Source organism: Streptomyces sp. NPDC059564 (assembly GCF_042735575.1).
GTDB lineage: Bacteria > Actinomycetota > Actinomycetes > Streptomycetales > Streptomycetaceae > Streptomyces.
Map to the genome: position 1 here is coordinate 1 of NZ_JBHWBP010000028.1, position 21,568 is coordinate 21,568.

General features: G+C 73.6%; 22 protein-coding genes. 10 read left to right on the plus strand and 12 right to left on the minus strand.

The features are described 5' to 3' along the window. Positions 1–231: 231 nt before the first annotated feature. Entirely contained in the window at positions 232–696 is a 465-nt protein-coding gene (locus ACFV0Q_RS08335; RefSeq protein WP_385002356.1) for a type II toxin-antitoxin system PemK/MazF family toxin, read from the minus strand. A 146-nt stretch (positions 697–842) separates the two neighbouring features. On the opposite strand from ACFV0Q_RS08335, the gene ACFV0Q_RS08340 reads away from it, so the two are divergent. Both ACFV0Q_RS08340 and ACFV0Q_RS08345 read left to right on the plus strand, forming a co-directional pair. Beyond that, positions 843–1,478 carry a hypothetical protein gene (locus ACFV0Q_RS08340; protein WP_385002359.1) on the plus strand — a complete coding sequence of 212 codons (636 nt, stop codon included), beginning with the start codon at positions 843–845 and terminating at the stop codon, positions 1,476–1,478. 159 nt (positions 1,479–1,637) lie between these two features. Next, the gene (locus tag ACFV0Q_RS08345; protein WP_385002362.1) at positions 1,638–3,125 is read left to right on the plus strand and encodes a cellulose binding domain-containing protein; all 1,488 of its coding nucleotides are present in this window, start codon (positions 1,638–1,640) and stop codon (positions 3,123–3,125) included. On the opposite strand, the gene ACFV0Q_RS08350 is transcribed toward ACFV0Q_RS08345, so the two are convergent. From ACFV0Q_RS08350 to ACFV0Q_RS08365, 4 genes are all read right to left on the minus strand, one after another. Beyond that, positions 3,109–4,386 carry a pyroglutamyl peptidase gene (locus tag ACFV0Q_RS08350; protein WP_385002365.1) on the minus strand — a complete coding sequence of 426 codons (1,278 nt, stop codon included), beginning with the start codon at positions 4,384–4,386 and terminating at the stop codon, positions 3,109–3,111. The genes ACFV0Q_RS08345 and ACFV0Q_RS08350 overlap by 17 nt on opposite strands. A gap of 127 nt (positions 4,387–4,513) precedes the next feature. Then, positions 4,514–5,902, minus strand: a complete 1,389-nt coding sequence (locus tag ACFV0Q_RS08355; RefSeq protein ID WP_385002458.1) for an amidase — start codon at positions 5,900–5,902, stop codon at positions 4,514–4,516. A gap of 163 nt (positions 5,903–6,065) precedes the next feature. Beyond that, positions 6,066–6,761, minus strand: a complete 696-nt coding sequence (locus tag ACFV0Q_RS08360; RefSeq protein ID WP_385002368.1) for an alpha/beta fold hydrolase — start codon at positions 6,759–6,761, stop codon at positions 6,066–6,068. 51 nt (positions 6,762–6,812) lie between these two features. After that, positions 6,813–8,066 (minus strand): MFS transporter, encoded by a 1,254-nt coding sequence (locus ACFV0Q_RS08365; RefSeq protein ID WP_385002371.1) that lies wholly within the window; start codon positions 8,064–8,066, stop codon positions 6,813–6,815. Positions 8,067–8,322: 256 nt separating this feature from the next. Here ACFV0Q_RS08365 and ACFV0Q_RS08370 point away from each other — a divergent pair, with 256 nt between their 5' ends. The 6 genes from ACFV0Q_RS08370 to ACFV0Q_RS08395 all read left to right on the plus strand — a co-directional run bounded on the left by ACFV0Q_RS08370 (position 8,323) and on the right by ACFV0Q_RS08395 (position 16,054). Next, positions 8,323–9,318 (plus strand): LacI family DNA-binding transcriptional regulator, encoded by a 996-nt coding sequence (locus tag ACFV0Q_RS08370; protein WP_385002375.1) that lies wholly within the window; start codon positions 8,323–8,325, stop codon positions 9,316–9,318. Between the two features lie 165 nt (positions 9,319–9,483). Continuing rightward, on the plus strand, positions 9,484–10,683 hold the full coding sequence (locus ACFV0Q_RS08375) for a thiolase family protein (protein WP_385002378.1): 1,200 nt from the start codon (positions 9,484–9,486) through the stop codon (positions 10,681–10,683). Positions 10,684–10,909: 226 nt separating this feature from the next. After that, on the plus strand, positions 10,910–12,349 hold the full coding sequence (locus ACFV0Q_RS08380; RefSeq protein WP_385002381.1) for an aldehyde dehydrogenase family protein: 1,440 nt from the start codon (positions 10,910–10,912) through the stop codon (positions 12,347–12,349). Positions 12,350–12,429: 80 nt separating this feature from the next. Continuing rightward, complete coding sequence (locus ACFV0Q_RS08385; protein WP_385002384.1) at positions 12,430–12,846, plus strand: thioredoxin family protein; 417 nt, start codon at positions 12,430–12,432, stop codon at positions 12,844–12,846. Between the two features lie 43 nt (positions 12,847–12,889). Continuing rightward, complete coding sequence (locus tag ACFV0Q_RS08390) at positions 12,890–14,317, plus strand: dihydrolipoyl dehydrogenase family protein (RefSeq protein ID WP_385002387.1); 1,428 nt, start codon at positions 12,890–12,892, stop codon at positions 14,315–14,317. Positions 14,318–14,884: 567 nt separating this feature from the next. Then, complete coding sequence (locus ACFV0Q_RS08395) at positions 14,885–16,054, plus strand: RICIN domain-containing protein (RefSeq protein WP_385002390.1); 1,170 nt, start codon at positions 14,885–14,887, stop codon at positions 16,052–16,054. Between the two features lie 82 nt (positions 16,055–16,136). Here ACFV0Q_RS08395 and ACFV0Q_RS08400 read toward each other — a convergent pair whose 3' ends face one another. After that, positions 16,137–16,367 (minus strand): response regulator transcription factor, encoded by a 231-nt coding sequence (locus ACFV0Q_RS08400; protein WP_385002393.1) that lies wholly within the window; start codon positions 16,365–16,367, stop codon positions 16,137–16,139. A 56-nt stretch (positions 16,368–16,423) separates the two neighbouring features. After that, the gene (locus tag ACFV0Q_RS08405) at positions 16,424–16,591 is read right to left on the minus strand and encodes a hypothetical protein (protein ID WP_385002396.1); all 168 of its coding nucleotides are present in this window, start codon (positions 16,589–16,591) and stop codon (positions 16,424–16,426) included. A 140-nt stretch (positions 16,592–16,731) separates the two neighbouring features. Between ACFV0Q_RS08405 and ACFV0Q_RS08410 the strand changes: the two genes are divergently transcribed. Together ACFV0Q_RS08410 and ACFV0Q_RS08415 are read left to right on the plus strand one after the other, a co-directional pair. Beyond that, positions 16,732–17,748: a LuxR C-terminal-related transcriptional regulator gene (locus tag ACFV0Q_RS08410; RefSeq protein ID WP_385002399.1), complete on the plus strand. Its 1,017-nt coding sequence runs from the start codon at positions 16,732–16,734 to the stop codon at positions 17,746–17,748. Positions 17,749–17,896: 148 nt separating this feature from the next. After that, positions 17,897–18,403: a hypothetical protein gene (locus ACFV0Q_RS08415; protein WP_385002402.1), complete on the plus strand. Its 507-nt coding sequence runs from the start codon at positions 17,897–17,899 to the stop codon at positions 18,401–18,403. Positions 18,404–18,411: 8 nt separating this feature from the next. On the opposite strand, the gene ACFV0Q_RS08420 is transcribed toward ACFV0Q_RS08415, so the two are convergent. From ACFV0Q_RS08420 to ACFV0Q_RS08440, 5 genes are all read right to left on the minus strand, one after another. Beyond that, a complete protein-coding gene (locus ACFV0Q_RS08420) occupies positions 18,412–18,705 on the minus strand; it encodes a DUF2087 domain-containing protein (protein ID WP_385002405.1) in 294 nt (97 codons plus the stop codon). 150 nt (positions 18,706–18,855) lie between these two features. Next, positions 18,856–19,506 carry a hypothetical protein gene (locus tag ACFV0Q_RS08425; RefSeq protein WP_385002408.1) on the minus strand — a complete coding sequence of 217 codons (651 nt, stop codon included), beginning with the start codon at positions 19,504–19,506 and terminating at the stop codon, positions 18,856–18,858. Then, complete coding sequence (locus tag ACFV0Q_RS08430) at positions 19,503–20,012, minus strand: DUF6114 domain-containing protein (protein ID WP_385002411.1); 510 nt, start codon at positions 20,010–20,012, stop codon at positions 19,503–19,505. Before ACFV0Q_RS08430 ends, ACFV0Q_RS08425 begins: the two co-directional genes overlap by 4 nt. Further along, positions 20,003–20,644: a DUF6230 family protein gene (locus ACFV0Q_RS08435; protein WP_385002414.1), complete on the minus strand. Its 642-nt coding sequence runs from the start codon at positions 20,642–20,644 to the stop codon at positions 20,003–20,005. Before ACFV0Q_RS08435 ends, ACFV0Q_RS08430 begins: the two co-directional genes overlap by 10 nt. A 107-nt stretch (positions 20,645–20,751) precedes the next feature. After that, positions 20,752–21,552, minus strand: a complete 801-nt coding sequence (locus ACFV0Q_RS08440) for a MerR family transcriptional regulator (RefSeq protein ID WP_385002417.1) — start codon at positions 21,550–21,552, stop codon at positions 20,752–20,754. Positions 21,553–21,568: the final 16 nt, after the last annotated feature.

Here is a 21,568-nt window from a genome sequence, read left to right on the forward strand (position 1 = left end):
GGCCCGCCAGCTTGGTGACGGTGCCGTTCTTCTGCACCGACTCGGCAGCGCCGCCGACCGTGTCGACGATCGGGTCGACGGCCTGCGGGGCGCTCTCCACCACCTGGACCGCCATCCGGGGCCTCGCGAGGCCTTCGAGCGGGCCTTCCCGGCCTGACCGCGGCCGGCCCCGCCGTAGCCGGCTCCGCCGCTGCCCGCCGGTGGGCAGCGGCGGGCAGCGGCTGGGCCGGGTCACTGCCAGCCGTAGCGCTCCCGAAGACGGTCCGTGACCAGCCGGAACCGGCCCCGGTCCAGCGCGCAGGCCTCGCGGCGCATGCCCGACTCGTGCACCCGCAGCACCCGGTCCAGGTCCACCCAGGACTCCCGCCCCGCGGCGTCCCAGGGTCCGGAGCCGATCGGCACCCACTCCCGGTCGGCGTCGTGCCGCTTGCTGGAGAGCTGGACGGCGAGCAGGGTCCGCCCGCCCGCCTCCCGCGCGACCACGAGCACCGGGCGGTCCTTGCCGCGTCCGTCGTTCTCCTCGAAGGGGACCCAGGTCCACACGATCTCGCCGGGGTCCGGATCCCCGTCCGGATCGGGCGCGTACTCCATGCGGACCGGTCCGATGGCGCGCGGGTCGGCCTCGGCGGTGGCGGCGGAGCCGTCCCGTCCGGGCTGCTCGACGTGACTGTTGCCGTGATGCGAAAGTGCCGTCATCCGGGGCAGGTTACTGGGTTTCGCGGCGCCTGTCGCGCAGCGTCCGCCACCCCGGGCGGGAAACCCCCTCGGCGGTGAAGCCCCTGCTCAGCGCCTATGGCGGGCCGGTCCCCTGGCATGATCGAGTCCGAGATCGAGGGAGATTCATGCGCAGGGAGAAAGAGGCGCCGCCGAGCGGAGCGGCAGCCGGCGGCGTACGGCGCCGGGGCGCGGGGCACGCCTTCGCCCAGAGGATCACCGACGGCCTCGAACCCCGTACGTGGATCGTCGCCGTCGCGGTGCTGACCGGCTGGCACGCCGCGGGATTGGCCGGAGTCGGGTGGGGCGTGTTCTCCGCGTTCTTCTGCGGGGTCGTGCCGATGCTGTGGATCCGGTGGGGGCAACGGCGCGGGTACTGGGGCGACCGGCACGTGCGCCGCCGCCAGGACCGGCTGATCGTGCTGCCCGGAGTCATCGCCTCCGTGGCCCTCTGCATCGGCGGCCTCGTGCTGCTCGGTGCGCCCCGGGAGATGACGGCCCTGGTCGTGGCGATGCTCGCGACGCTCCTCGGGATCCTGGCCGTCACCACCCGCTGGAAGATCAGCGTGCACACCGCGGTCGCGGGCGGAACCGTCGCCATCCTGGCCCTCACCTACGGGCCCTGGCCGCTGGCAGGCAGCGTCCTGGTCGCCCTCGTCGGCTGGTCCCGCGTCCGGCTCGGCGACCACACCCTCGCCCAGACGCTCGCCGGCGCGGCCCTGGGCGCCGCCCTCGCGGGCGCGGTCTTCCTCGCCCTGCGCTGATGTCGGTTCCGCCCGGCTTTCCTTGGCGTCTCCTTACCGCCGCCTTAAGCGGAACCTAAGGTTCGTCGCGATCGGGCGGGGAGGGCCGAATGTCCGTTTCGCTGGGGCTAGCGTGCTGCCGCACCCCCAACTCACCGGTAATACAGAGGCAGGCACGCGATGGGCAGTACGAGCGGTCACCGCCGCAGGACCAGCGGCAAGGCGAAGGCGACGGGAGCGATCGTGGTGGCGGCGGTGATCGGTGGCGCCGCCTTCGCGTTCACCGGCACCGCCCAGGCCACGTCGGTCGGCGCCGTGTACACCACCTCCAGTTCCTGGAGCGGGGGTTACACCGGCCAGTACGTCGTCACCAACAACACGGCCGAGGCCCAGCCGGACTGGACCCTCCGCTTCGACCTGCCCGCCGGCACGAAGATCGACTCCCTGTGGAACGGCACCCACACCGTCGACGGGCAGCACGTGACCGTCCGGCCCGCGAGCTGGAACCGCACGCTGGCACCCGGGGCGTCCGTCACCATCGGGTTCGTGGCCAGTGGGGCCGGCAGCCCCGGGAGCCCGAAGGGGTGCCTCATCAACGGGGTGAAGTGCTCCGTCGACCAGGGCGCGACGCCGCAGCCCAGCGGACGCCCCACCGGCGCCCCCACCCCCGCGCCGACGGCCCCGACGGCCACCCCGACCCGGACCGCGACGGCGACCCCGACTCCGACCGCGACGTCGACGGCGACCCCGACCGTCCCCGCACCCGCCCCCGGCGCCGGGGCGCGGTTCGCCCCGTACGTCGACACCTCCCTCTACCCGGCCTACGACCTCCTCGAGACCGCGGCGCGCACCGGCGTCAAGGAGTTCCACCTCGCCTTCGTCACCTCGGGCGGCGGATGCACACCGCTCTGGGGCGGCGTCACCGACCTGGCGAGCGACAAGGTGGCCGCGCAGATCGGCGCGCTGCGCGCCAAGGGCGGTGACGTACGCGTGTCGTTCGGCGGTGCCTCCGGGCGCGAGCTGGCGCTCAACTGCGCGAGCGCCGACGAGCTCGCGGCGGCGTACGGGAAGGTCATCGACCAGTACCGGCTCACCAAGGTCGACTTCGACATCGAAGGCGCCGCCCTGCCGGACACCGCCGCCAACTCCCGCCGCGCACAGGCCATAGCGAAGCTGCAGAAGGCCCACCCCGGCCTGGACGTGGCGTTCACCCTGCCCGTGATGCCCGAAGGCCTGACCCAGCCGGGCGTCGCCCTGCTGGCCGACGCCCGCAAGAACGGCGTACGGATCGACGCGGTCAACATCATGGCCATGGACTACGGCCCGGCGTACAGCGGGGACATGGGGCAGTACGCCATCCAGGCCGCGACGGCGACCCAGGCCCAGATCAAGGGGGTGCTCGGACTCTCCGACCAGGCCGCCTGGAAGGCCGTGGCCGTCACCCCGATGATCGGGGTCAACGACGTGGCGACGGAGGTCTTCACGGTCTCCGACGCCACGCAGCTGGCGGAGTTCGCCGCGGCCAAGGGGATCGGGCGCCTCGCCATGTGGTCCGGGACCCGTGACAAGCAGTGCGCGGCCGGAGCCGTCAACTACGCGGACGCCAGCTGCAGTTCCATCCTCCAGGAGCCGCTGGCCTTCACCAAGGCGTTCAGCGCCCTGCGTTAGAGGCGCGCAGCACCGCCAGCACCTGCGCCGTGATCCCGTTCTCGTTGCGCTCGAAGTCGGCCCCGGTCAACTGGCCGGGGTCGGCGGGCAGTCCGGTGAGCACCGGGGTGTGCAGGTGGCCGCCGGGCAGGTCCGGGCGGAGTTCGAGGCGCAGCCGGTTGGAGCGGTACGCCACCTCGTTGGAGAGGTAGCCGCCGCCTCCGCCCGCCACGGCGCGCGAGCCGGGGGTCGGCCCGTCCTCCCGGTCCACGGGGCCCTGCTGCCCGGCCGGTATCTCGGTGACGGCGGTGTTCAGGCGTACGGGGTAGGGCGTCTGGACGGTGGTCATGGCGTCCGTGGGCAGGCTGGTCCGCAGGAACTCCGCTCCCGGGCCGAGCCCCGGCGCCGTGACGGGGTGGTCGTACGTACCCCCCGAGAGGGCGGCCGCGTTGTCCGGGTACGGGTCCGCCGAGCGGGCCCGGCCCGCCCAGGCCTCCAGGGTGAACAGCCCGGGATAGCCCTGGCTGATGCTGGTGATCATGTCGGCGGAACGCGGGCCCGCCGCCAGCCGGGGGCCGTAGGCGCGCTCGACGATCCCGGCGTCGAAGTCGGCGTACCGGACGGGCAGGACGACCGCCCGGAACTCGGCCACCGTCCCGTCGGCCAGCGTCATCCGGCGGCCGTTGAGCTGGAGCGCCGCCGAGCCGGACGGGTTGGCCCGGCGCAGCTCGGCGTCCAGCCCGAAGGGGTCGAACCCGCTGACGAAGATCCGCCGTACCCCCTGGGCGGCGCGGAACTCGTTGGAGGTGAGACCGCGCGAGGCGTCCTCGAAGCGGGACTTCAGGGCCGCCCGGTCGACGGGGAACGCCGGCTGCCAGCGGGCGAGCCGTACGGTCATCGCCAGCCGGGCCCAGTACAGCGGCCGGTCGTCGCCGGTGGCCAGGTCGCCGCCCGGCCGCCGCCCCTGCGCCCGGTTCACGGCGGCCTGCCACAGCGCCTCGCCCCACGTGCCGAGCAGCCGCTCCGCCTCGGCGGCGTCGCGCGCGGAGCACAGGGCGGCCGGGAAGCGGCGTACGAAGGTGTCCAGCCCGGCCTGTTCGGGGAACGCGGCGGTCCGGGGATCCGCGAGGCGGCTCTGCTCCGGGTCCGGCGCGGGTACGGAGTCCGCGGTGACGGTGCCGCGGCAGCCGGGCGCGGTGTCGGCGTGGGCGGCGGCCGGCGGGAGGACGGCGGTGACGCCGAGGAAGGCGGCGGCGAGGGCCGCACGACGTAAGAACATCATGCGGTGTGACATTACATAGGCCTCGCGCAGCCACGGAGGAGGAGTTCCGGCCTTCCGGTCCGGCCTTCCGGTCGGGCCTTCCGGTCCGGCCTTCCGGTTCCGTGTTCCCCCAGCGCCGTCCGGTCCGCTACGGAGCCCCGTGCTCCGCCGCCGCCCCCGGCGGCCAGTGCTCCGCCCAGCCCTCGGCCGCCTCCAGCTGCGCCGCCAGAGCCAGCAGCCTCGGCTCCGCGTTCGCCGGGCCCAGCAACTGCGCGCCCAGCGGCAGCCCGTCCGGGGTGAACCCCGCCGGGACGCCGATGCCCGGCCAGCCCAGCACGTTCCACGTCCACGCGTACGGGCACGCCGCGATCATCGCCCGGTCCGTGGCCAGCGCCCCCAGACCGGCCAGGGCGCCGATGCGCAGCGGCGGCGTGGCCGTCGTCGGGGTGAGCACCACGTCGAAGCGGCCGAACAGCTCTCCGACCCGGCGCCGCAGCAGCCCCTCGGCCCGCCGCGAGAGCCGTAGCGCCGCCCCGCCCAGCAGGCGCCCCGTACGGGCCGCCCCGTGGGTCCGCGCGTCCAGCAGCGCGGGATCCGGAACCCGGGCGGCCAGCTCGCGCACCCCGGCCGTGGCGCGCGGGACGAAGGCCAGCCCGATCGGGCCGTAGCGCGGATCCTCGGCAACCACCTCGTGCCCCAGCGCCTCCAGCCGCCCCGCCAGCCGCTCCACCGCCGAACGGACCACGGGGTCGAGGGGAGTGGCCGACGCCGTGAAGGCCGTCCCGAAGGACAGGGCGATCCGCAGCCGGCCCGGCGCGCGCCCGGCCGCCTCCACGGCGGAGAAGGGGGCCGGGCGGTGCAGGTCCCCGGGGTCCGGGCCGCTCGCCGCCTCCAGGAGCAGGGCGGCGTCCGCCACCGTGCGGGCCAGCACGCCGTTGACCGTGAGCCCGTGGAAGGCCTCGGGCTCCGGCCAGGTCGAGATGCGCCCGCGCTGCGGCTTCACCCCCACCAGGTGGGTCCAGGCCGCGGGGATCCGTACCGAACCCGCCCCGTCGGAGCCGAGCGCCGCCGGCACCAGCCCGGCCGCCACGGCGGCGGCCGAACCGCCGGAGGAACCGCCGGGCGTGCGGGCCGGGTTCCAGGGATTGCGGGTCTCGCCGAAGGCGTGCCCCTCGGTGAACGGCCACTGGCCCAGTTCCGGCGTCTGGGTCTTGCCCACGATCACCGCTCCGGCCGCGCGCAGGCGGCGTACCGCCTCGCTGTCGGCCGTCCGCGGCGGGAAGTCCCCGGCGCAGCCGAAGGCCGTGGGCTCCCCGGCGACGTCCATGTCGTCCTTGACGGCGATCGGCACGCCCAGCAGCGCCAGCCGTGCACCGCGGGCCAGCCGTGCGTCCGCCGCGTCGGCCTCGGCCAGCGCCGCCTCGGCGCGGACGACCCGGAAGGCGTTGAGGGAGGCCTGGGACGCGGCGATCCGCTCCAGCGAGCGCTCCGTCAACTCCCGTGCCGTCACGTGACCTTCGGTCAGTGCGGCCGCCATCTCCCGCAGCCCCGCCGGGCCTCGGCGCACGGCACCGCCCAACACCCCCGGCGCCTCCGCGGAACCGGACGCACGCGACGTACCCGCCATCGGACTTCCCCCCTTACCGATCGGTAGTACCGACGGTAAGGGGGGAGGCCGCGATCCGGAAGGGACGAAGGATCTAGACCCAGCCCTCCAGTGAGGCCATGAACCCGTCGAAGTCGTCCCGGTGGATGGTGTGTCCCGCTCCGGCGACCGAACGGACCTCGAATCCCCGCTCCCGGAGCAGCGCGGCCCGCTCCGGGGAGATCAGGAAGCTCGGATCGGCGAGCTGGACGAGCGAGGGGACCACCGGCGCGGCCGGCAGCAGGTCCCGGCCGGTCAGCGGGGCCAGGCTCAGCGCCGTGGCCTCGTCCCACACCGCCAGGGTCCGCTGCTCCACGTCCACATCGGCCTCGTCCCAGCGCGGGTTCATCGCCCGGATCTGCTCCTTGCCGGCCGTCTTGAACGAGGCGAACACCTCGGGGCCGAAGCCCGGTTCGGGGAAGGCCAGGTGCCAGGCCGGGTCCGAGTACACCGCCCGCGCCGGCCTCAGCCGGTCCACGGCCAGGGCCAGGGTCAGACCGCCGAGGGAGTGTCCGATGGCCAGCTCGGCGCCCGTCGGCAGGCTCTCCACGACGTCGTCCGCGAAGAGTTCGGGGCTGTACTCGCCCCGCCCGCTGGCACCGTGGCCGCGCAGGTCGACGGCGATCACCCGGTAGCCGAGCCCGGCGAGGGCGGGACCGACCCGGCGCCAGGTGCGGTGGTCGGCCATGATGCCGTGGACCAGGAGGGCGAGGCGGTCGCCCTCGCCCCAAGTCTGCGTGTGCAGCTGCACGGTGGAGCCTTTCTCGGAGGAACGGAGCAATGCGATAAGGAGGAGAAGAAGTCAGCGGACCCCGCGGATCGGCCGGACGGCAAGGGCGCCCGCCACGGCCAGTACGGCGGCGACGATGAACAGCGCCGTGTACCCGCCGCTCACCGAGACGATCAGCGAGGCGATGAAGGGCGCGACGATCTGCGGTCCGGCGTTCGCGACGTTGAGCACGCCCATGTCCCGCGCCGCGTCCTCGGCCTTGGGGAGCACCATCGTCACGAGCGCGGTGTCCACCGCCATGTAGCAGCCGAACGCCAGCCCGTTGACCACCGAGAAGGCCAGCATCGCCGTCCAGCTGGCCGACACGGCCGGGATCACGAGCGCGACCGCCGACAGCAGGGCCGAGGCGCCGACGAACAGCTTGCGGCGGTTCATCCGGTCGGACAGGTAGCCGCCCAGGACGGTGGAGAGGACCATCGCCACGCTCGTCAGCGGCATCAGCAGCGCCACAGCGGCCTCCGGCTTCATCCCCTCCGGCAGCACGGTGTGGTCCTGGAGGATGTACAGCTGGTAGCCGCTCACCGCGAAGTAGCCGAGCACGAGCAGCGCCCGCCCGATGAACGCCCAGCGGAAGTCGTGGTCCCGCAGGGCGCTGCTGAAGGCCGCCAGCTGGGCCCGGGCGGGCAGCGGGGCGCGGGCCGGGAGCCGCTGCTCGCGGGCGCAGGCGGTGAACAGCACCGCGGAAGCCGCCACGAGCGCGCCGAAGACGAGGTAGCCGGTGCGGTAGTCGTCGGAGAACGCGGCTCCGGCCAGCGCGCCGAGGGTGGACCCGAAGGGCAGCCCGAGGCCGACGGCGGCCGAGGCCTTGCCCCGGGCCGTCAGCGGGATCCGGTCGGGCACCACGGAGGTGAGGGCGGCCTGGTAGACGTTCATCACGGCCTGGCCGAGGCACCAGGCGATGGTGATGAGCAGGACGGTGTCGGCGAATCCCAGCAGGAACATCGCGGGGACCGCCGCGAGTCCGCCGCCCAGGATCCACGGATTGCGCCGTCCGCTGCGGTCGGACAATGCGCCGGCGACCGGGTTGAAGACGGTCGCGAAGATCGCCGAGACCCCCGCGATCAGGCCGAAGTTGGAGACCTTGTCCGCCGGGTCGATGTGCTCGACCTGGAGCGCGAGCAGGATGCCGGCGACACCGACGTAGAGGGCGTACATCGCGGAATTGCCGACGAGCAGCAGCGGCAGCAGGCCTCGCGTGGGGGCGGGAGCGGCGGACGCGTCGGAGGTGGCGGCGGCGGTGCCGGTGCCGGGGGAGGAAAGGGCCACGGTGCCCTCCTGGGCAGCGAGTGCGAGCGGATGAGGGGGTGCGCGCCACCCCGTCGCGACGGCGGGGGTGCGTCGGAGCGCGACGGGGCGGCGGCACGGCTGGGCACGACGTCGACACGTGCGGCGCCACCTCGTGAGGAAGGGAATGTGACGCCTGGGTTACACGTGTCAATGAATCGTGTAACCACTGTGTAGCATTCGTTTCAGGCCATCCGCTAGACCCCGGTCGTGATCGGTCTGGAAAGATGCGACGGCAATGTCTCACTCACCGAACCCGCCGACCAGCGCCGACGTCGCCCGCCTGGCCGGCGTATCGCGCGCGACGGTCTCGTACGTGCTGAACAACGCCGAAGCCGTGCGCATCAGCGAGCCGACGCGCCGCAAGGTCCGCGAGGCCGCCGAGGAGCTGGGCTACGTCCCGCACGCCGCCGCCCGCAGCCTGCGCGCCGGGCACACCCGGATCGTCCTGCTGCCCACCTCGCACGTACCGGTGGGCCCCCTGTACAGCGCCTTCCTCAACGAGCTGCAGTGGGCCCTGCGCCGCCTCGACTACACGGTGGTGCAGTACGGCAGCCTCGGCCTCGGCGGCGACGAGGCCGCGCGGGCCTGGGCCGAACTGCGGCCGGTGGCGGTGATCTCGCTCGGCGAGATCACCCTGTCCGCGCACAACGTCGCCACGCTCAAGCGGGCCGGTGCCCGCGCGGTGATAACGCTGGGCCCGGTCGCGGTGCCGGGGGCGCACGCCCTCGTGATGGACCAGACGGAGGTGGGCGCGAAGGCCGCCGCCCACCTCGTCGAACGGGGCCACCACCGGATCGGCGTGATCGTTCCGGAGGAGGGCGGGCTGGAGCTGTTCTCCGCACCCCGCCTGGCCGGAGCCGGGACGGTGCGGGGCGCGCGGATCGAGGCGCTGCCGATGGCCTACACCGAGGAGTCGGCGGCCGCGCTGGCGGCCCGGTGGCGCTCGCTGGGCCTGGACGGGGTGTTCGCGTACAACGACGAGTACGCGATGCTGCTGATGCGGGCCCTGCAGGACGCGGGTCTGCGGATCCCCGAGGACGTGGCCGTCATCGGCGCCGACGACCTGCTCCTCGGGCGGCTGCTGCGGCCGAGGCTGAGCACGGTCCAGATCGAGATGCCCTCGGGGGACCACCTGGCCTCGCTCGTGGACCGGGCGGTACGGGAGCCGTCGGAGATCACCCGGAGGCACGACCTGATGGCGGCGGTGGCGCTCCGGCGCGAGTCCACCTGACGCCATCGGCGCCTCCCCGGTACGCCGCGGGGGGCCGTTGACAGGCGGCGACGCTGGGGCGGAGACTGCGGGCGCGCCCCACCGGGCGTGCCCGGCGGCGTGCCCCGGTGCCCACACCGGCACCGCCGCGCCGCCGCCCGTACGGATCCGCGCAGGAGAGACCCCATGAGCATCCGCACCGTCCGCGACGTGTACGTCGTCGACGCCGTCCGCACCCCGATCGGCAAGTTCGGCGGGGCCTTCGCCGGGGTCCGGCCGGACGACCTGGCCGCCCATGTGGTCCGCGCCCTGGTGGACCGTACGCCCGACCTCGACCCGGCCCGCATCGACGACGTCGTCTTCGGCGACGCCAACGGCGCGGGCGAGGACAACCGGGACGTGGCCCGCATGGCGGTGCTGCTGGCCGGGCTGCCGGTGACGGTGCCCGGCGTGACCGTCAACCGGCTCTGCGGATCGGGCCTCGAAGCCGTCGTCCAGGCGGCTCGCGCCATCGCGCTGGGCGACGCCTCCGTCGCCATCGCGGGCGGCGTCGAGTCGATGAGCCGCGCCCCCTGGGTGGTGCAGAAGCCCGAACGGGCCTTCCCCGCCGGGCACCAGCAGATGTGGTCGACCACCCTCGGCTGGCGGATGACCAACCCGCGCATGCCCGCCGAGTGGACCGGCTCCCTCGGCGAGGGCGCCGAACTGATCGCGGAGAAGCACGGCATCAGCCGCGAGGCACAGGACCTGTTCGCCCTGGAGAGCCACCGCAAGGCCGCCGCGGCCTGGGCCGCCGGCCTGTACGACGACGAGGTCGTCCCCTACCCGGGCGTCGGCCTCGTGCGCGACGAGTGCATCCGCGAGGGGTCCACCCCCGAGTCCCTGGGCCGCCTCAAGCCCGCCTTCCGGAGCGACGGTTCGGGCACCGTCACCGCCGGGAACTCCTCCCCCCTCAACGACGGCGCCGCTGCCCTGCTGCTCACCGACGAGGCCGGGCTGGCCGCCACGGGCCGGGAGCCGCTGGCCCGGATCGGGGTCTCGGCTGTCACCGGCATCGAGCCGCAGCTGTTCGGCCTCGGTCCGGTCGACGCCGTCGAGCGGGCGCTGTCCAGGGCCGGCCGAGGCCTGGCCGACCTGTCCGTCATGGAGCTCAACGAGGCTTTCGCCGCCCAGGCGTTGGGCTGCCTCGCGGCCTGGCCGGAGCTGGACCCGGCCGTCGTCAACCCGCGTGGCGGGGCCCTCGCGATCGGCCACCCGCTCGGTGCCTCGGGCGCCCGCCTCGCGGGCTCCGTCGCGCACCAGCTGGCGGCCGCCGGGTCGGGCACGGGCATGGCGGCGCTGTGCATCGGCGTCGGGCAGGGCATCGCCCTCGTCCTGGAGCGCTGAACCCGCGCACGCCCACCGGCCGAGGCCTCGGCCGCCGCCTTGGCCGCTGCCCCGGCCGCCGCCTCCCGCGCGGCAACGCCCGGACGTCCCACGGAAGTCGATCATTTCCAGTCACCGGACCCCGTCAACTGCCCAATAACTGAACAGAAGTGGTGCCCCCGGTCTGGCACGATGGCGCGTGCTGCCGCCCCCCGCCCCGCCCACCCCCTTCCGGAGGCCCCGCGTCATGCCGCTGCTCGATCCGACACTCTGGCAGGACGGACCCACCCTCACCGGAGGTACGGCCCCGGTCGTCGAACCCGCGACCGGCCGTACCCTCGCCACCCTCGACCTGGCCGCTCCCGCCGACGTGGCGGAGGCCGCCGTACGCGCCCAGGCCGCGCAGCGCGACTGGGCGCGGGCCGGCCACCTCGAGCGGGCGGCCGTACTGCGCCGCGCCGGGGACCTGTTCGCCGCTCACGCCGGTGAACTGCGGGACTGGCTGGTCCGGGAGTCGGGCTCGATACCCGGCAAGGCGGACTTCGAACTGCACGTCGCCGCCCAGGAGTGCTACGAGGCCGCCGCGCTGGCCTCCCGCCCGGCCGGTCAGGTGCTGCCCAGCGAGGCGCCCCGGTTCTCCTTCACCCGCCGGATCCCCGCCGGGGTGGTCGGGGTGATCGCCCCGTTCAACGCCCCGCTGATCCTCTCCATCCGCTCCGTCGCGCCCGCGCTCGCCCTCGGCAACGCCGTCCTGCTCAAGCCGGACCGCCGCACCGCCGTCGGCGGGGGCCTCGCGCTCGCCGCCGTGTTCGCTGCCGCCGGACTGCCCGCCGGGCTGCTCCACGTCCTGCCCGGTGGGGCCGAGACGGGGGCCGCGGTGGTGGCCGACCCGCGCGTGCGCGTGCTGTCCTTCACCGGCTCCACCGCCGCCGGACGGTCCGTCGGGGAACTGGCGGGCCGTCACCTGACCCGCGCACACCTGGAGTTGGGCGGCAACTCCGCACTCGTGGTGCTCGCCGACGCGGACGTCGAGGCCGCCGTCGCGCAGGCCTCCTGGGGCTCCTTCTTCCACCAGGGCCAGATCTGCATGACCGCCGGACGCCACCTCGTCCACGCCTCCCTCTACGACGAGTACGTCGAGCGGCTCGCCGCGCGCGCCGAGGCCCTGGCCGTCGGGGACCCGTACCGCGAGCGCGTGCACCTGGGCCCGCTGATCGACCGGACCCAGCTGGAGCGGGTCCACGCCCTGGTCGAGGCCAGTCTCGAACAGGGCGCCAAACTCGTCGCCGGAGGCACCCACCAGGACCTCTTCTACCGGCCGACCGTGCTCGCGGGCGTCGCCGACGACACCCCCGCCTACTGCGAGGAGGTCTTCGGCCCCGTGGCACCCGTACGGTCCTTCGCGACGGAGGACGAGGCGGTGGAGCTGGCCTCGGCCGGCCCCTACGGGCTCTCCCTGGGCATCGTCACCCGAGACGCGGCGCACGGCCTGGAGCTGGCCGGCCGCATCCCCACCGGCATCGCCCACATCAACGACCAGACCGTGAACGACGAGGCCGTGGCCCCCTTCGGCGGCATCGGCGCCTCCGGCACGGGCGCCCGCTTCGGCGGCGAAGCCAACCTCGACGCCTTCACCGAGCTGCGCTGGACCACCGTCCGCACCACCCCGCCGGGCCACCCGTTCTAGTACGGGCCGGTACGGGCGGAATGCGACGGACCGGTCGATCGTTCACCCAGGACACGCAGCAATCAGGAGGTCTGGACACCGTGGCTACAGTCGAGCTCACCAAGGAGAACTTCGACCGGACGGTCAGCGAGAACCCGTTCGTACTGATCGATTTCTGGGCCGGCTGGTGCCGCCCCTGCCTCCAGTTCGCCCCGGTCTACGAGAAGGCCGCGGAGGCCAACCCGGACCTGGTGTTCGCGAAGGTGGACACCGAGGCCCAGCAGGAGCTGGCCGCGGCGTTCGACATCACTTCGATCCCGACCCTGATGATCGTCCGGGACCAGGTGGCCATCTTCGCGCAGCCCGGAGCGCTGCCGGAGGCGGCCCTGACCGACCTGATCGGGCAGGCCCGCGCCCTCGACATGGACGAGATCCGCGCCAAGATCGCCGCCTCCGCGTCGCCCTCGCAGGGATCCTCGCCCGAGGCCGAGGGGACGTCCGGCACGCCGGAGGCCTGAGATTGCCGGACGCGGCCCCCGGCCTGCGGTGACACTGGACCGCATGACTGAAGCCGTGGAGTACGACGTCGTGGTGCTCGGCGGGGGACCGGCAGGCGAGAACGTCGCCGACCGGACCCGCGCCGCCGGGCTCAGCACGGCGCTGGTGGAGAGCGAGCTCGTCGGCGGGGAGTGCTCGTACTGGGCCTGCGTCCCCAGCAAGGCCCTGCTGCGCCCGGTGCTGGCCCGCTCGGAGGCCCGCCGGGTGCCGGGGCTGGCGGGTGCCGTCCAGGGCCCGCTCGACGCGGAAGCGGTCTTCGCCCACCGCGACGAATGGACCGGGCACTGGAAGGACGACGGCCAGCTCGACTGGCTCGATTCCATCGGCGCCCACCTCTACCGCGGCCACGGCCGCCTCTACGGCATCCGCAAGGTCGCCGTCACCAGCCCCGAGGGGGAGCACCACGTGCTCTCCGCCCGGCACGCCGTGGTCGTCGCGACCGGCACGCGGGCGATGGTTCCCGACCTTCCCGGCCTCGCCGGGGCCCGGCCGTGGACCAGCCGCGAGGCCACCTCCGCGCGCCGGGTGCCGGGCCGGCTGCTGATCGTGGGCGGCTCCGTCGTGGCCGCCGAGATGGCCACCGCCTGGCAGGCCCTCGGCTCGCGGGTGACCGTCCTCGTACGGGGTTCCCGGCTGCTGCCGAGGATGGAGTCCTTCGCCGGGGAGCTGGTCGCCGAGGCGCTGACCGGGGCCGGTGCGGTGGTGCGCACCGGAGTGTCCGTCGAGGCCGTCGTACGGGACGGCTCGACCGGGCCGGTGACGGTGGTGCTGGAGGGCGGCGAAACCCTGGAGGGCGACGAGCTGCTGATCGCGACCGGCCGGGAGCCGCGCACCGACGACATCGGGCTGGACACGGTCGGGCTGACGCCCGGCGGCTGGATCGGCGTCGACGAGAGCTGCCGGGTCGACGGCCACGACTGGCTGTACGCGGTCGGGGACGTCAACCACCGCGCGCTCCTCACCCACCAGGGCAAGTACCAGGCCCGGATCGCGGGCGCCGCCATCGCCGCCCGCGCGGCCGGAACGGAGCTGGACACCGCCCGCTGGGGCGCGCACGCGGCCACCGCCGACACCGCGGCCCTGCCGCAGGCCGTGTTCACCGACCCGGAGGCCGGCGCGGTCGGCCTGACCCTGGACGAGGCGGAACGGGCCGGGCACCGGGTGCGCGCCGTGGACCACGACCTCGGCAAGGTTTCCGGGGCGGGCCTGTACGCCGAGGGGTACCGGGGGCGGGCCCGGATGGTCGTCGACCTCGACCGGGAGGTGCTCCTGGGCGCCACCTTCGTGGGCCCGGGCGCCGCCGAGCTGGTGCACGCGGCGACCGTCGCGGTGGTGGGGGAGGTGCCGATCGACCGGCTGTGGCACGCGGTTCCGTCCTTCCCCACCATCAGCGAGGTGTGGCTGCGGCTGCTGGAGACGTACAGGGGGTAGGCGCAACCCGCTGAGCACAAGAGGACCGCCCCCGGGGCGTTCGCCGTCCCGGCCGCAGTGTGTGTCACGTGGCCCAGGTACCGTCGCTCCGGCACCGGCTAGACGTGACTTTCCGTCACCATCGCCGCCCGGCAAGATCTACCTCACCAAGCGGAACACCGGCAGGAAGCCGGACCGGACAGGGTGGAGGTGGTGACGGTGCGGCGTGAAGTACGAGCGTGCTCCCGGCCGCCTCCACCGCTTCGAGTCGGCCGCCCTCCTCCGGTCCCAACTGAGCTGAAACCCAACGGTGTTGCGGCCGGGATCCAGTCCGCCCGGCCGCCCGCCCGGCGCCGTGGCCGCGCCCGCCCGAGGCCGCCGTCCGCCACGAGTACCACCCGCACCGAGCTGGAGCAGACCGTCGCCGGCACCTTCGGCGAGAAGCCCGCCGGTCACCTCGCACCGATCACGGTGGGTCGCCACCACGAACCTCCACGCCCTGACGTAGGGCCCGTGCGCCCGCACCCGTACCGCGCCGTGCCGGTCCGTCCGACGTACCCCTTCCCCCTCATCCGAAAGCAGCCCCTCATGAGCGCCGTTGCCGCCCGTCTGAAGAAGTCCGCCACCGCCACCGCCCTGGCCGCCACCCTCCTCGCCGGGGCGAGCGCGACGCTGGTCGCCACCCCGACCCCGGCCGCCGCGGCCGATTGCTCCGGCAAGGACGGTGTAGAGGGGGGCAACTGCACCAGCGCCCTGATCGGGGCCGTCTTCGACACCGTCCGGTTCGTGCTCGGTTCGGCCAAGCAGGCCAAGCTGGAGAACGCCGCGTTCACCCAGGGCATGGTCACGAAGCTGAGCAGCGTCGCACCCGGATACAACATCCTCGTCTTCAAGACCAACGGGACGGACGCCTACGACACCCCGTGGTTCAAGAACGACTATTCGGCGAACATGCGCGGGGTGATGTACGAGGACAGCGTCCGGCTGAACCACCTCGATGCCGAGGGCGGGCCGCAGGGCTACGACGACTTCAAGATCTGGGTCTTCGCCGGTGAGTCGACCTTCGTCAACTACGGTGACGGCGGCTTCATGAACTGGTCCTTCCTCGGCTACGACTCGGACACCAGCGCGCACGGCGGCCGGACCATCCACTTCCCGGCCCGGGTGGTACCGGCGTCCGACGGCAGCGTCACCCCGCCCCCCGGCACCCCCTCGACGCCCAAACTGCCCTCAGGCGGCGCGAACATCATCCCCGCCGTCACCAACCTCAACGGCACGACCCCCGGCATCCCCGCGCACAACGATGACGACACCGGCTCCGTCATCCACACCCGGATGGGATTCGGCACCGGCGACTCGGGTGCCGCCCAGCTGACCGGTACGTTCCACCCGGGGGGCAAGAACGGCCGGGTTCCCGCCGCCACCAGCCCTACGGGCGGGACCGTCACCGCCGCCACCAGCGCCGCGGCCAAGTCCACCGGCTGGCTCTTCACCCAGGACACCGCCACCGGGCGCTACAAGATAACCAACGCCGTCACCGGCCTCGCCCTCACCGAGAACACCAAGAGCTACCTGGCCGAGGCCCGGCCCTGGACGGGCGCCGCCAACCAGAAGTGGGAGCTGTACTCCCTCGGCGACTACCAGTACCAGATCCGCGTCAGCGCCGACGACTGCCTCACCTACGACGAGGACAACAAGGCCCTCGGCGTCTGGACCTGCACCAACGACGCGAACCAGCGCTGGACGGTCAAGCCCTGACCATCCGGCCGCCCGACTCCGCCCCTGCCCGGCCCTGCCGGCGGGGGCGGGCTCGTGTCCGTGCACCCGTCCCGGGATCACGTCAGGAGGCTGGGGGGAGGCCGTGGCCGTGGCTGAAGGCGAACAGGGCCAGCTGTACGCGGTTGGTGGCGCCGGTCTTGCTGCGGATCCGCCGCAGGTACGTGTCGACCGTGTGCGGGCTGAGGTGGAGACGGTGCGCGATCCCGTCGTACGTGGCTCCCTCGGCCAGGAGCTCCAGTACCTGGACTTCCCTGCCGCTCAGGGCGGGGGTGGCGGTTGCGGGTCTGGACATCTGAGCACTCTCCTGGCTGATGGGGCGTCGGATGGGCACGGCGGTGACGGCGACGCTCAGTGCAAGGGCTTGCAGAGGTTCTCGCACCCGCCGCCCCACGACGTGTCGTCCGTGTGCGAGATGCCGCCCGCGCCCGCGGGGTTCTGCGGTTCGGCGAGCGCGGCCGGTGCGCTGATCCCGAGAAGTGCCGTGAGCAGTACGGCCACGGTGAAGAAACGCTTCATGAAGTCCTCCTGGAGGGATCCCGGAACAGCTCGCCGAGCGATCTCGGCCTGTGATCTAGCATGTCGGGCTAGGTGATCCGGCGGCCATCGGCCGACCGCCTCACCAAGCTGGGTGGCAGCAAGATGACTGGGGGACGAACGTGCATCTTTCCGATGAACCGGACGTGCGGGCGGACGGAACGGAACCCGATCAGGTCGACGTGGCGGTCTACTCCTGGGTACTGGAACACCACAGGCTCGAACCCGCCGCCATCGCCGCCGAGTTGGGACTGGACCCGGACAGCGCCGCCGCCTCCGTACGCCGGCTGACCGACCTGCGCCTGGTGTACCCGGATCCGCAGGACCCGGTGGCGGGCCATGCCGTCGCGCCGGAGACCGCGATGGCCCGGCTCGCCGCCCCCGTCGAGGCCCGGATCCGCCGCCAGCAGGAGGAGCTGGCCAAGGGGCAGGCCCAACTGGCGGGCTTCTTCCCGCACTACCGGCGGCGCGGGCGGGCCGGCGCCGGTGAGGGGGTCGAGGTCATCACCAGCCTGGAGGAGGTACGGGCGGCGCTCGACCGGGCTTCGGACAACTGCCGGAGCGAGGTGCTGGCCAGCCAGCCGGGCGGCGGCAGCCGCGTGCCGGAAGCCATGGAGGAGGCCCTCGGCCGCGACCGGGCGCTGCTCGCCCGCGGGGTGCGGATGCGCACGCTCTACCACCACACCGCGCGCTTCAACGGCCCCAGTCAGGCGTACGTGGCAGCGGCCTCGCCGCTCGGAGGCGAGTACCGCACCGTCCATGACCTGTTCGGCCGCGTCATCATCTTCGACCGCGAACTCGCCTTCGTCCCCACGAGCGACGGTTCCTGGGGCGCGGTGGCGGTGCGTCAGGAGTCGCTGGTGGCCTACCTGCGCGAGATCTTCGAGCAGTCCTGGTCCTGTGCCCGGCCGTTCTCCGCCGCCATCGAGGACGGCCTGGAACAGGTCTCCCAGGAGATCGACCAGACCATCCTGCGGCTGCTCGCCGCCGGGCTCAAGGACGAGACGATCGCGCGCCGTCTGGGAATGTCCCTGCGCACCGCGCGGCGCCACATCGCGGACATCATGGGCCAGTTGGACGCCGAGAGCCGGTTCCAGGCAGGCGTGGCCGCCACCCGCTCGGGGCTGCTGGGCGAGTAGCGGTACCCCGTGCCACCCGGGTCACGCGCTCCGTGACCGCAGGCCCGGGACCGGGTTCGCGTGACTGTCCCGGCACCCCCTCGGAACCCATGATGGAGCTCAGCGAAGGGCAGCCGCCCGACGCGGGACTTCAGGAGCGAGGACGACGGTGCAGTGGGGACAAGAGGACCAGGAGCACGAACCGGCCGGTGAGAGCGGCTACCTCCTGGAGCTCGCCGCCTTTCTCTCGGCCCGGTCCGGTGGACGGCCGGCCGTCCTCTGGACGGACTACGAGCCCCCCGTCACCGGCGATCCGTTGATGGCGGAGGACGCGGCAGGCCTCGCCGCCGGGCTGAGCGCACTGCTCGGCCGCACCGTGCGTGCCATCCCCCAGGACCCCGGGGATCCGCACGCGGCTCGCATGCGGCGGGCGGAGTCGGAACTCCTGGTGCTCCAACTCTCCTCCGCCACCGACATCCTGGTCGGTGCGCCGGCCAACCCGAGTACCAGCGCGACCGGTTGTGCCGACACGGCCGACGTGCACCCGGCGCCGGTGGCGGTCCGGCTTCGGGGCGGCCAGGCACTCTTCGTCCCCCGCCGCTCCACCTGCACCCTGCGCCCCGAGCCCGGCTCCCGCCACGCGGTGCTGCAGATCGCGACACCGCTAGCCGGGTGAGGCCCCGCTCACCGCGCCCGGCGGTAGCTGCTGCCGTCGCGGGTCCGGGTGAGGAGGCCCGAGGTGATGAGGTAGCGGCGTAGCGCGGAGCAGTCCTCGTGCACGGTCCGCAGGGCGTCGTTCACCTCGGGCTCCGTGTACGCGCGGTCCGCCTCGAAGAGGGTCTCGGCGAGGTGGGCGAGGAGCTGCTCGCGACGGGCGGCCTTGCGCGGAACGGCGACGAGCCGTCCGCCGGAGAAGAGGTCCTGGACCCCGCGTCGGCCTTGATCCGCGGACGGCTGTTGCTCGGTGATCTGTGACATGCCGTCGAGCTTCACCCGCCCCCGTGCCGCCGGGCAACGCATTTTCCGCCGCCGCCGCCGCCCGCCCGCCGCCCGCCCGCCCGCGCATGCGGAACGCGCCCCACCCTTCCCGGGGGCGGTGGGGCGCGAGGGGTGTGGCGCCGCGGAGGGTCAGGGGGCGACGGTGATCTGCTGGGCCGGGTCGGTGGTGTCGGTGACCTTGTATACGGCGTTGAAGGTGGAGAAGGTCGCGCTCGTGGGGCAGCCGAAGCCACCGGTGACCGTGACCGGGACCGAGGCGTTGGTGAAGGTCAGGCTCGGCGGCGCGCCGTTGGTCCAGGTGCCCGGGACCGACGCCGGACCGGCGGGGGCCGCGGTGACGGTGCAGGTCGCCAGGCCGGTGGTGTGCACGACGAGCCCGCCGGTCGGCACCGTCATGGTCGCCGTGACGGGGGAGCCGTTCTGCATCGACACCGCCCAGGCGCCACTGGTGGTCACCGTCGGGGTGACCCCCGGGATGCTCGACGTACACGAGCTGTAGGTCGGCGGTGAGATGGGCGACGAGACGGGCCCGGCCGCGTTCTGGTTGCCGGGGGCGGCCGGCACCATACCGGTGGCGACGGAGACCGAGCAGGTCACCGTGACCGAACCGGCCTTGAGGGTGGCCTTCCCGCTGAGGGTGGCCTTGAAGGCGTGCCCGGCCGGGGTGACGGTGGTCGACCCGGCCAGCGGTAACGGCGCGGCGGTGGCGGTGGCGGAGGCGACCGTCAGGGCGGCCGCGGCCGCCGTCCCGAGGGCGAGAGCGGTACGCGTACGGCTCATGGCTGTGCTCCTTGGGGATCGTGGTGCGGGGTGGGGGCGGGAGCGGAGGATGCCCCGGGGGCGGAGGGATCCCCGGGAACGGCGGAACCACCGGCAACGGCGGAACCGCCGGGGGCGGCCGGACCACCGGGAGCGGCGGAGCCCCCGGAGCGGCGGCGCCGGGCCGGGCCGGGCTGCCAGGCGAACATCAGCCCGCCGCCGAGGATGCCGAGCAGCGTGCCGATCAGGAACCCGCCGAGGTTCGACAGGACCAGCGAGGCGGTGGCGATCAGCGTGGTGAGGACCCCGGCGAGGGAGCGCTGCCGGGGGGAGAACCAGGCGGTCAGCCCGAGGACGATCATGATGACCCCCATCAGGACGGACGGAATGCCCGCCACCCCCTGCTGGAGCATGATCTTGAGCGGTGCGAGCGGGAGTACGCAGATCCAGGCCCCGGCCAGGACCGCGAAGAGCCCGCCCCAGAAGGGCCGGGCGCGCCGCCACCGCCGCCAGCGGCTCAGAAGCATTCCTTCTTGCCCTTGCTGATGTTCATGCTCAGCCCGGAGAGCTTGAAGGTGCCGGCGTTGGTCGCCCACGCCGTCTGCTGGAGGTTGGCGATGGTGACCGTGTCCGCCTGCTGGGCGAACAGGTCCTGCAGGCCCACCGCTTCGGCCGGGCCCTTGTCGAGGGTGGAGGCGTCGCGGCCGATCTCGATGTTGCTGAAGACCGCGTCACCGGAGAGCTGGGTCGCGTCCACGAACAGGTTGCTGGCCTCGACGGGATCCTTCTGACCTGCCGTCAGGTTGAGCGAGATGTCCCCGATGACCGGCAGGGTCGTGACCACCGACTGGCAGAGGCTGTGCAGCTTGGCCTCCTTGATGGCGGTGACCGCCACCGGGATGAGCTCCTCGCGGGCATTGACGTCGACGCTGCCGTACTGGGCGAAGCCCTCGCCCTCCAGGCTCTTCGCCGACACCTTGAACTGCTGCCCCGACACCGCGAAGGAGGCGGCGAGCGCGCCCTGCGCGAGGGCGATGCCGAGTCCCGCGGTCACCGCCACGGCGGGCACGGTCAGCAGGGCGAACCGGCGCCAGCGGACCCGGCCCTCGCCTCTGTCCCCCTCGCCGGGCGGTTCGGATAAGTTCGGTGATTCTGCCATGAGATCGTCCCTTATCTCGGCTGTGCACCTTTGTTACCGACGAGTTGAATGTAAGAGTGCCAATGGTGGTTGGCAAGGTTGCGCGAGCGCACCCTTTCGGCCGACTCCTACTGCTCCGTACGCAGTAGTTCGGCGACCTCCGCCTCCACCCGCCGCCCCATCGCCCGGGCGAACTCGGCGGCCACGACCTCGCCCGCCACCGGCCGCAGCGCCGCCACCGCCTCCCGGATGTGATCCAGCTGGGTGGCCGAAAGACGCTCCAACCCCTCGGAGCCGATCACGTGCCGCCGGAACAGTGCGACGAACCGGTCCGCGAGCGCGGCCGCCTGCACCTGTACGAAGTCCCCCGCGTCCAGGATCTCCGCCATCGGCACCCCCTGCCGCACCAGCGCCACCGTGGCCTCCAGCAGCCGCCGGCTCGGATGCGTGACCCGGTCCCCGTCCAGGCGTACGTAGCCCAGCTCGGCCGCCCGCCGGGTGTCCTCGGCCGAAGCCGCCGGGCCGAAGAGCTCGCGCAGCTCGGCCCGGGTCATCGTGACCGGGTCCTCCTGCACCCAGTCCCGGGTCATCTCCCGTTCCAGACCCAGCAGTTGGGACAGCCCGCCGCCCTGCTCCCAGGCCGCCAGCAGCTCCGCGATGCCGTTGACGGTGTAGCCGCGCCCCAGCAGGTCGCTGATCAGCCGCAGCCGCGTCAGGTGGTCGTCGGAGTACCAGGCGATGCGGCCCTCGCGACGCGGCGGGGGGAGCAGCCCGCGCTCCTGGTAGTAGCGCAGGTTGCGCACCTTGACGCCCGCCGCCGCGGCCACGTCCTCCTGGCGGTAGCGCCGCTCGCCGCCGGCGGCGCCCTTCCCGCCGGCGGCGCCCCTCCCGTCGTCCGGCCTGCCGTCCGTCTGCGCCTCGGTGCTCACGCGGCCGAGTGTAGGA

Excerpts from the sequence above, each read along its gene's own strand:
- ACFV0Q_RS08335 (WP_385002356.1), bottom strand. The coding sequence starts at position 696 with ATGACGGCACTTTCGCATCACGGCAACAGTCACGTCGAGCAGCCCGGA.
- ACFV0Q_RS08340 (WP_385002359.1), top strand. The coding sequence starts at position 843 with ATGCGCAGGGAGAAAGAGGCGCCGCCGAGCGGAGCGGCAGCCGGCGGC.
- ACFV0Q_RS08345 (WP_385002362.1), top strand. The coding sequence starts at position 1,638 with ATGGGCAGTACGAGCGGTCACCGCCGCAGGACCAGCGGCAAGGCGAAG.
- ACFV0Q_RS08350 (WP_385002365.1), bottom strand. The coding sequence starts at position 4,386 with ATGATGTTCTTACGTCGTGCGGCCCTCGCCGCCGCCTTCCTCGGCGTC.
- ACFV0Q_RS08355 (WP_385002458.1), bottom strand. The coding sequence starts at position 5,902 with ATGGCGGCCGCACTGACCGAAGGTCACGTGACGGCACGGGAGTTGACG.
- ACFV0Q_RS08370 (WP_385002375.1), top strand. The coding sequence starts at position 8,323 with ATGTCTCACTCACCGAACCCGCCGACCAGCGCCGACGTCGCCCGCCTG.
- ACFV0Q_RS08375 (WP_385002378.1), top strand. The coding sequence starts at position 9,484 with ATGAGCATCCGCACCGTCCGCGACGTGTACGTCGTCGACGCCGTCCGC.
- ACFV0Q_RS08380 (WP_385002381.1), top strand. The coding sequence starts at position 10,910 with ATGCCGCTGCTCGATCCGACACTCTGGCAGGACGGACCCACCCTCACC.
- ACFV0Q_RS08390 (WP_385002387.1), top strand. The coding sequence starts at position 12,890 with ATGACTGAAGCCGTGGAGTACGACGTCGTGGTGCTCGGCGGGGGACCG.
- ACFV0Q_RS08395 (WP_385002390.1), top strand. The coding sequence starts at position 14,885 with ATGAGCGCCGTTGCCGCCCGTCTGAAGAAGTCCGCCACCGCCACCGCC.
- ACFV0Q_RS08400 (WP_385002393.1), bottom strand. The coding sequence starts at position 16,367 with ATGTCCAGACCCGCAACCGCCACCCCCGCCCTGAGCGGCAGGGAAGTC.
- ACFV0Q_RS08405 (WP_385002396.1), bottom strand. The coding sequence starts at position 16,591 with ATGAAGCGTTTCTTCACCGTGGCCGTACTGCTCACGGCACTTCTCGGG.
- ACFV0Q_RS08420 (WP_385002405.1), bottom strand. The coding sequence starts at position 18,705 with ATGTCACAGATCACCGAGCAACAGCCGTCCGCGGATCAAGGCCGACGC.
- ACFV0Q_RS08425 (WP_385002408.1), bottom strand. The coding sequence starts at position 19,506 with ATGAGCCGTACGCGTACCGCTCTCGCCCTCGGGACGGCGGCCGCGGCC.
- ACFV0Q_RS08430 (WP_385002411.1), bottom strand. The coding sequence starts at position 20,012 with ATGCTTCTGAGCCGCTGGCGGCGGTGGCGGCGCGCCCGGCCCTTCTGG.
- ACFV0Q_RS08435 (WP_385002414.1), bottom strand. The coding sequence starts at position 20,644 with ATGGCAGAATCACCGAACTTATCCGAACCGCCCGGCGAGGGGGACAGA.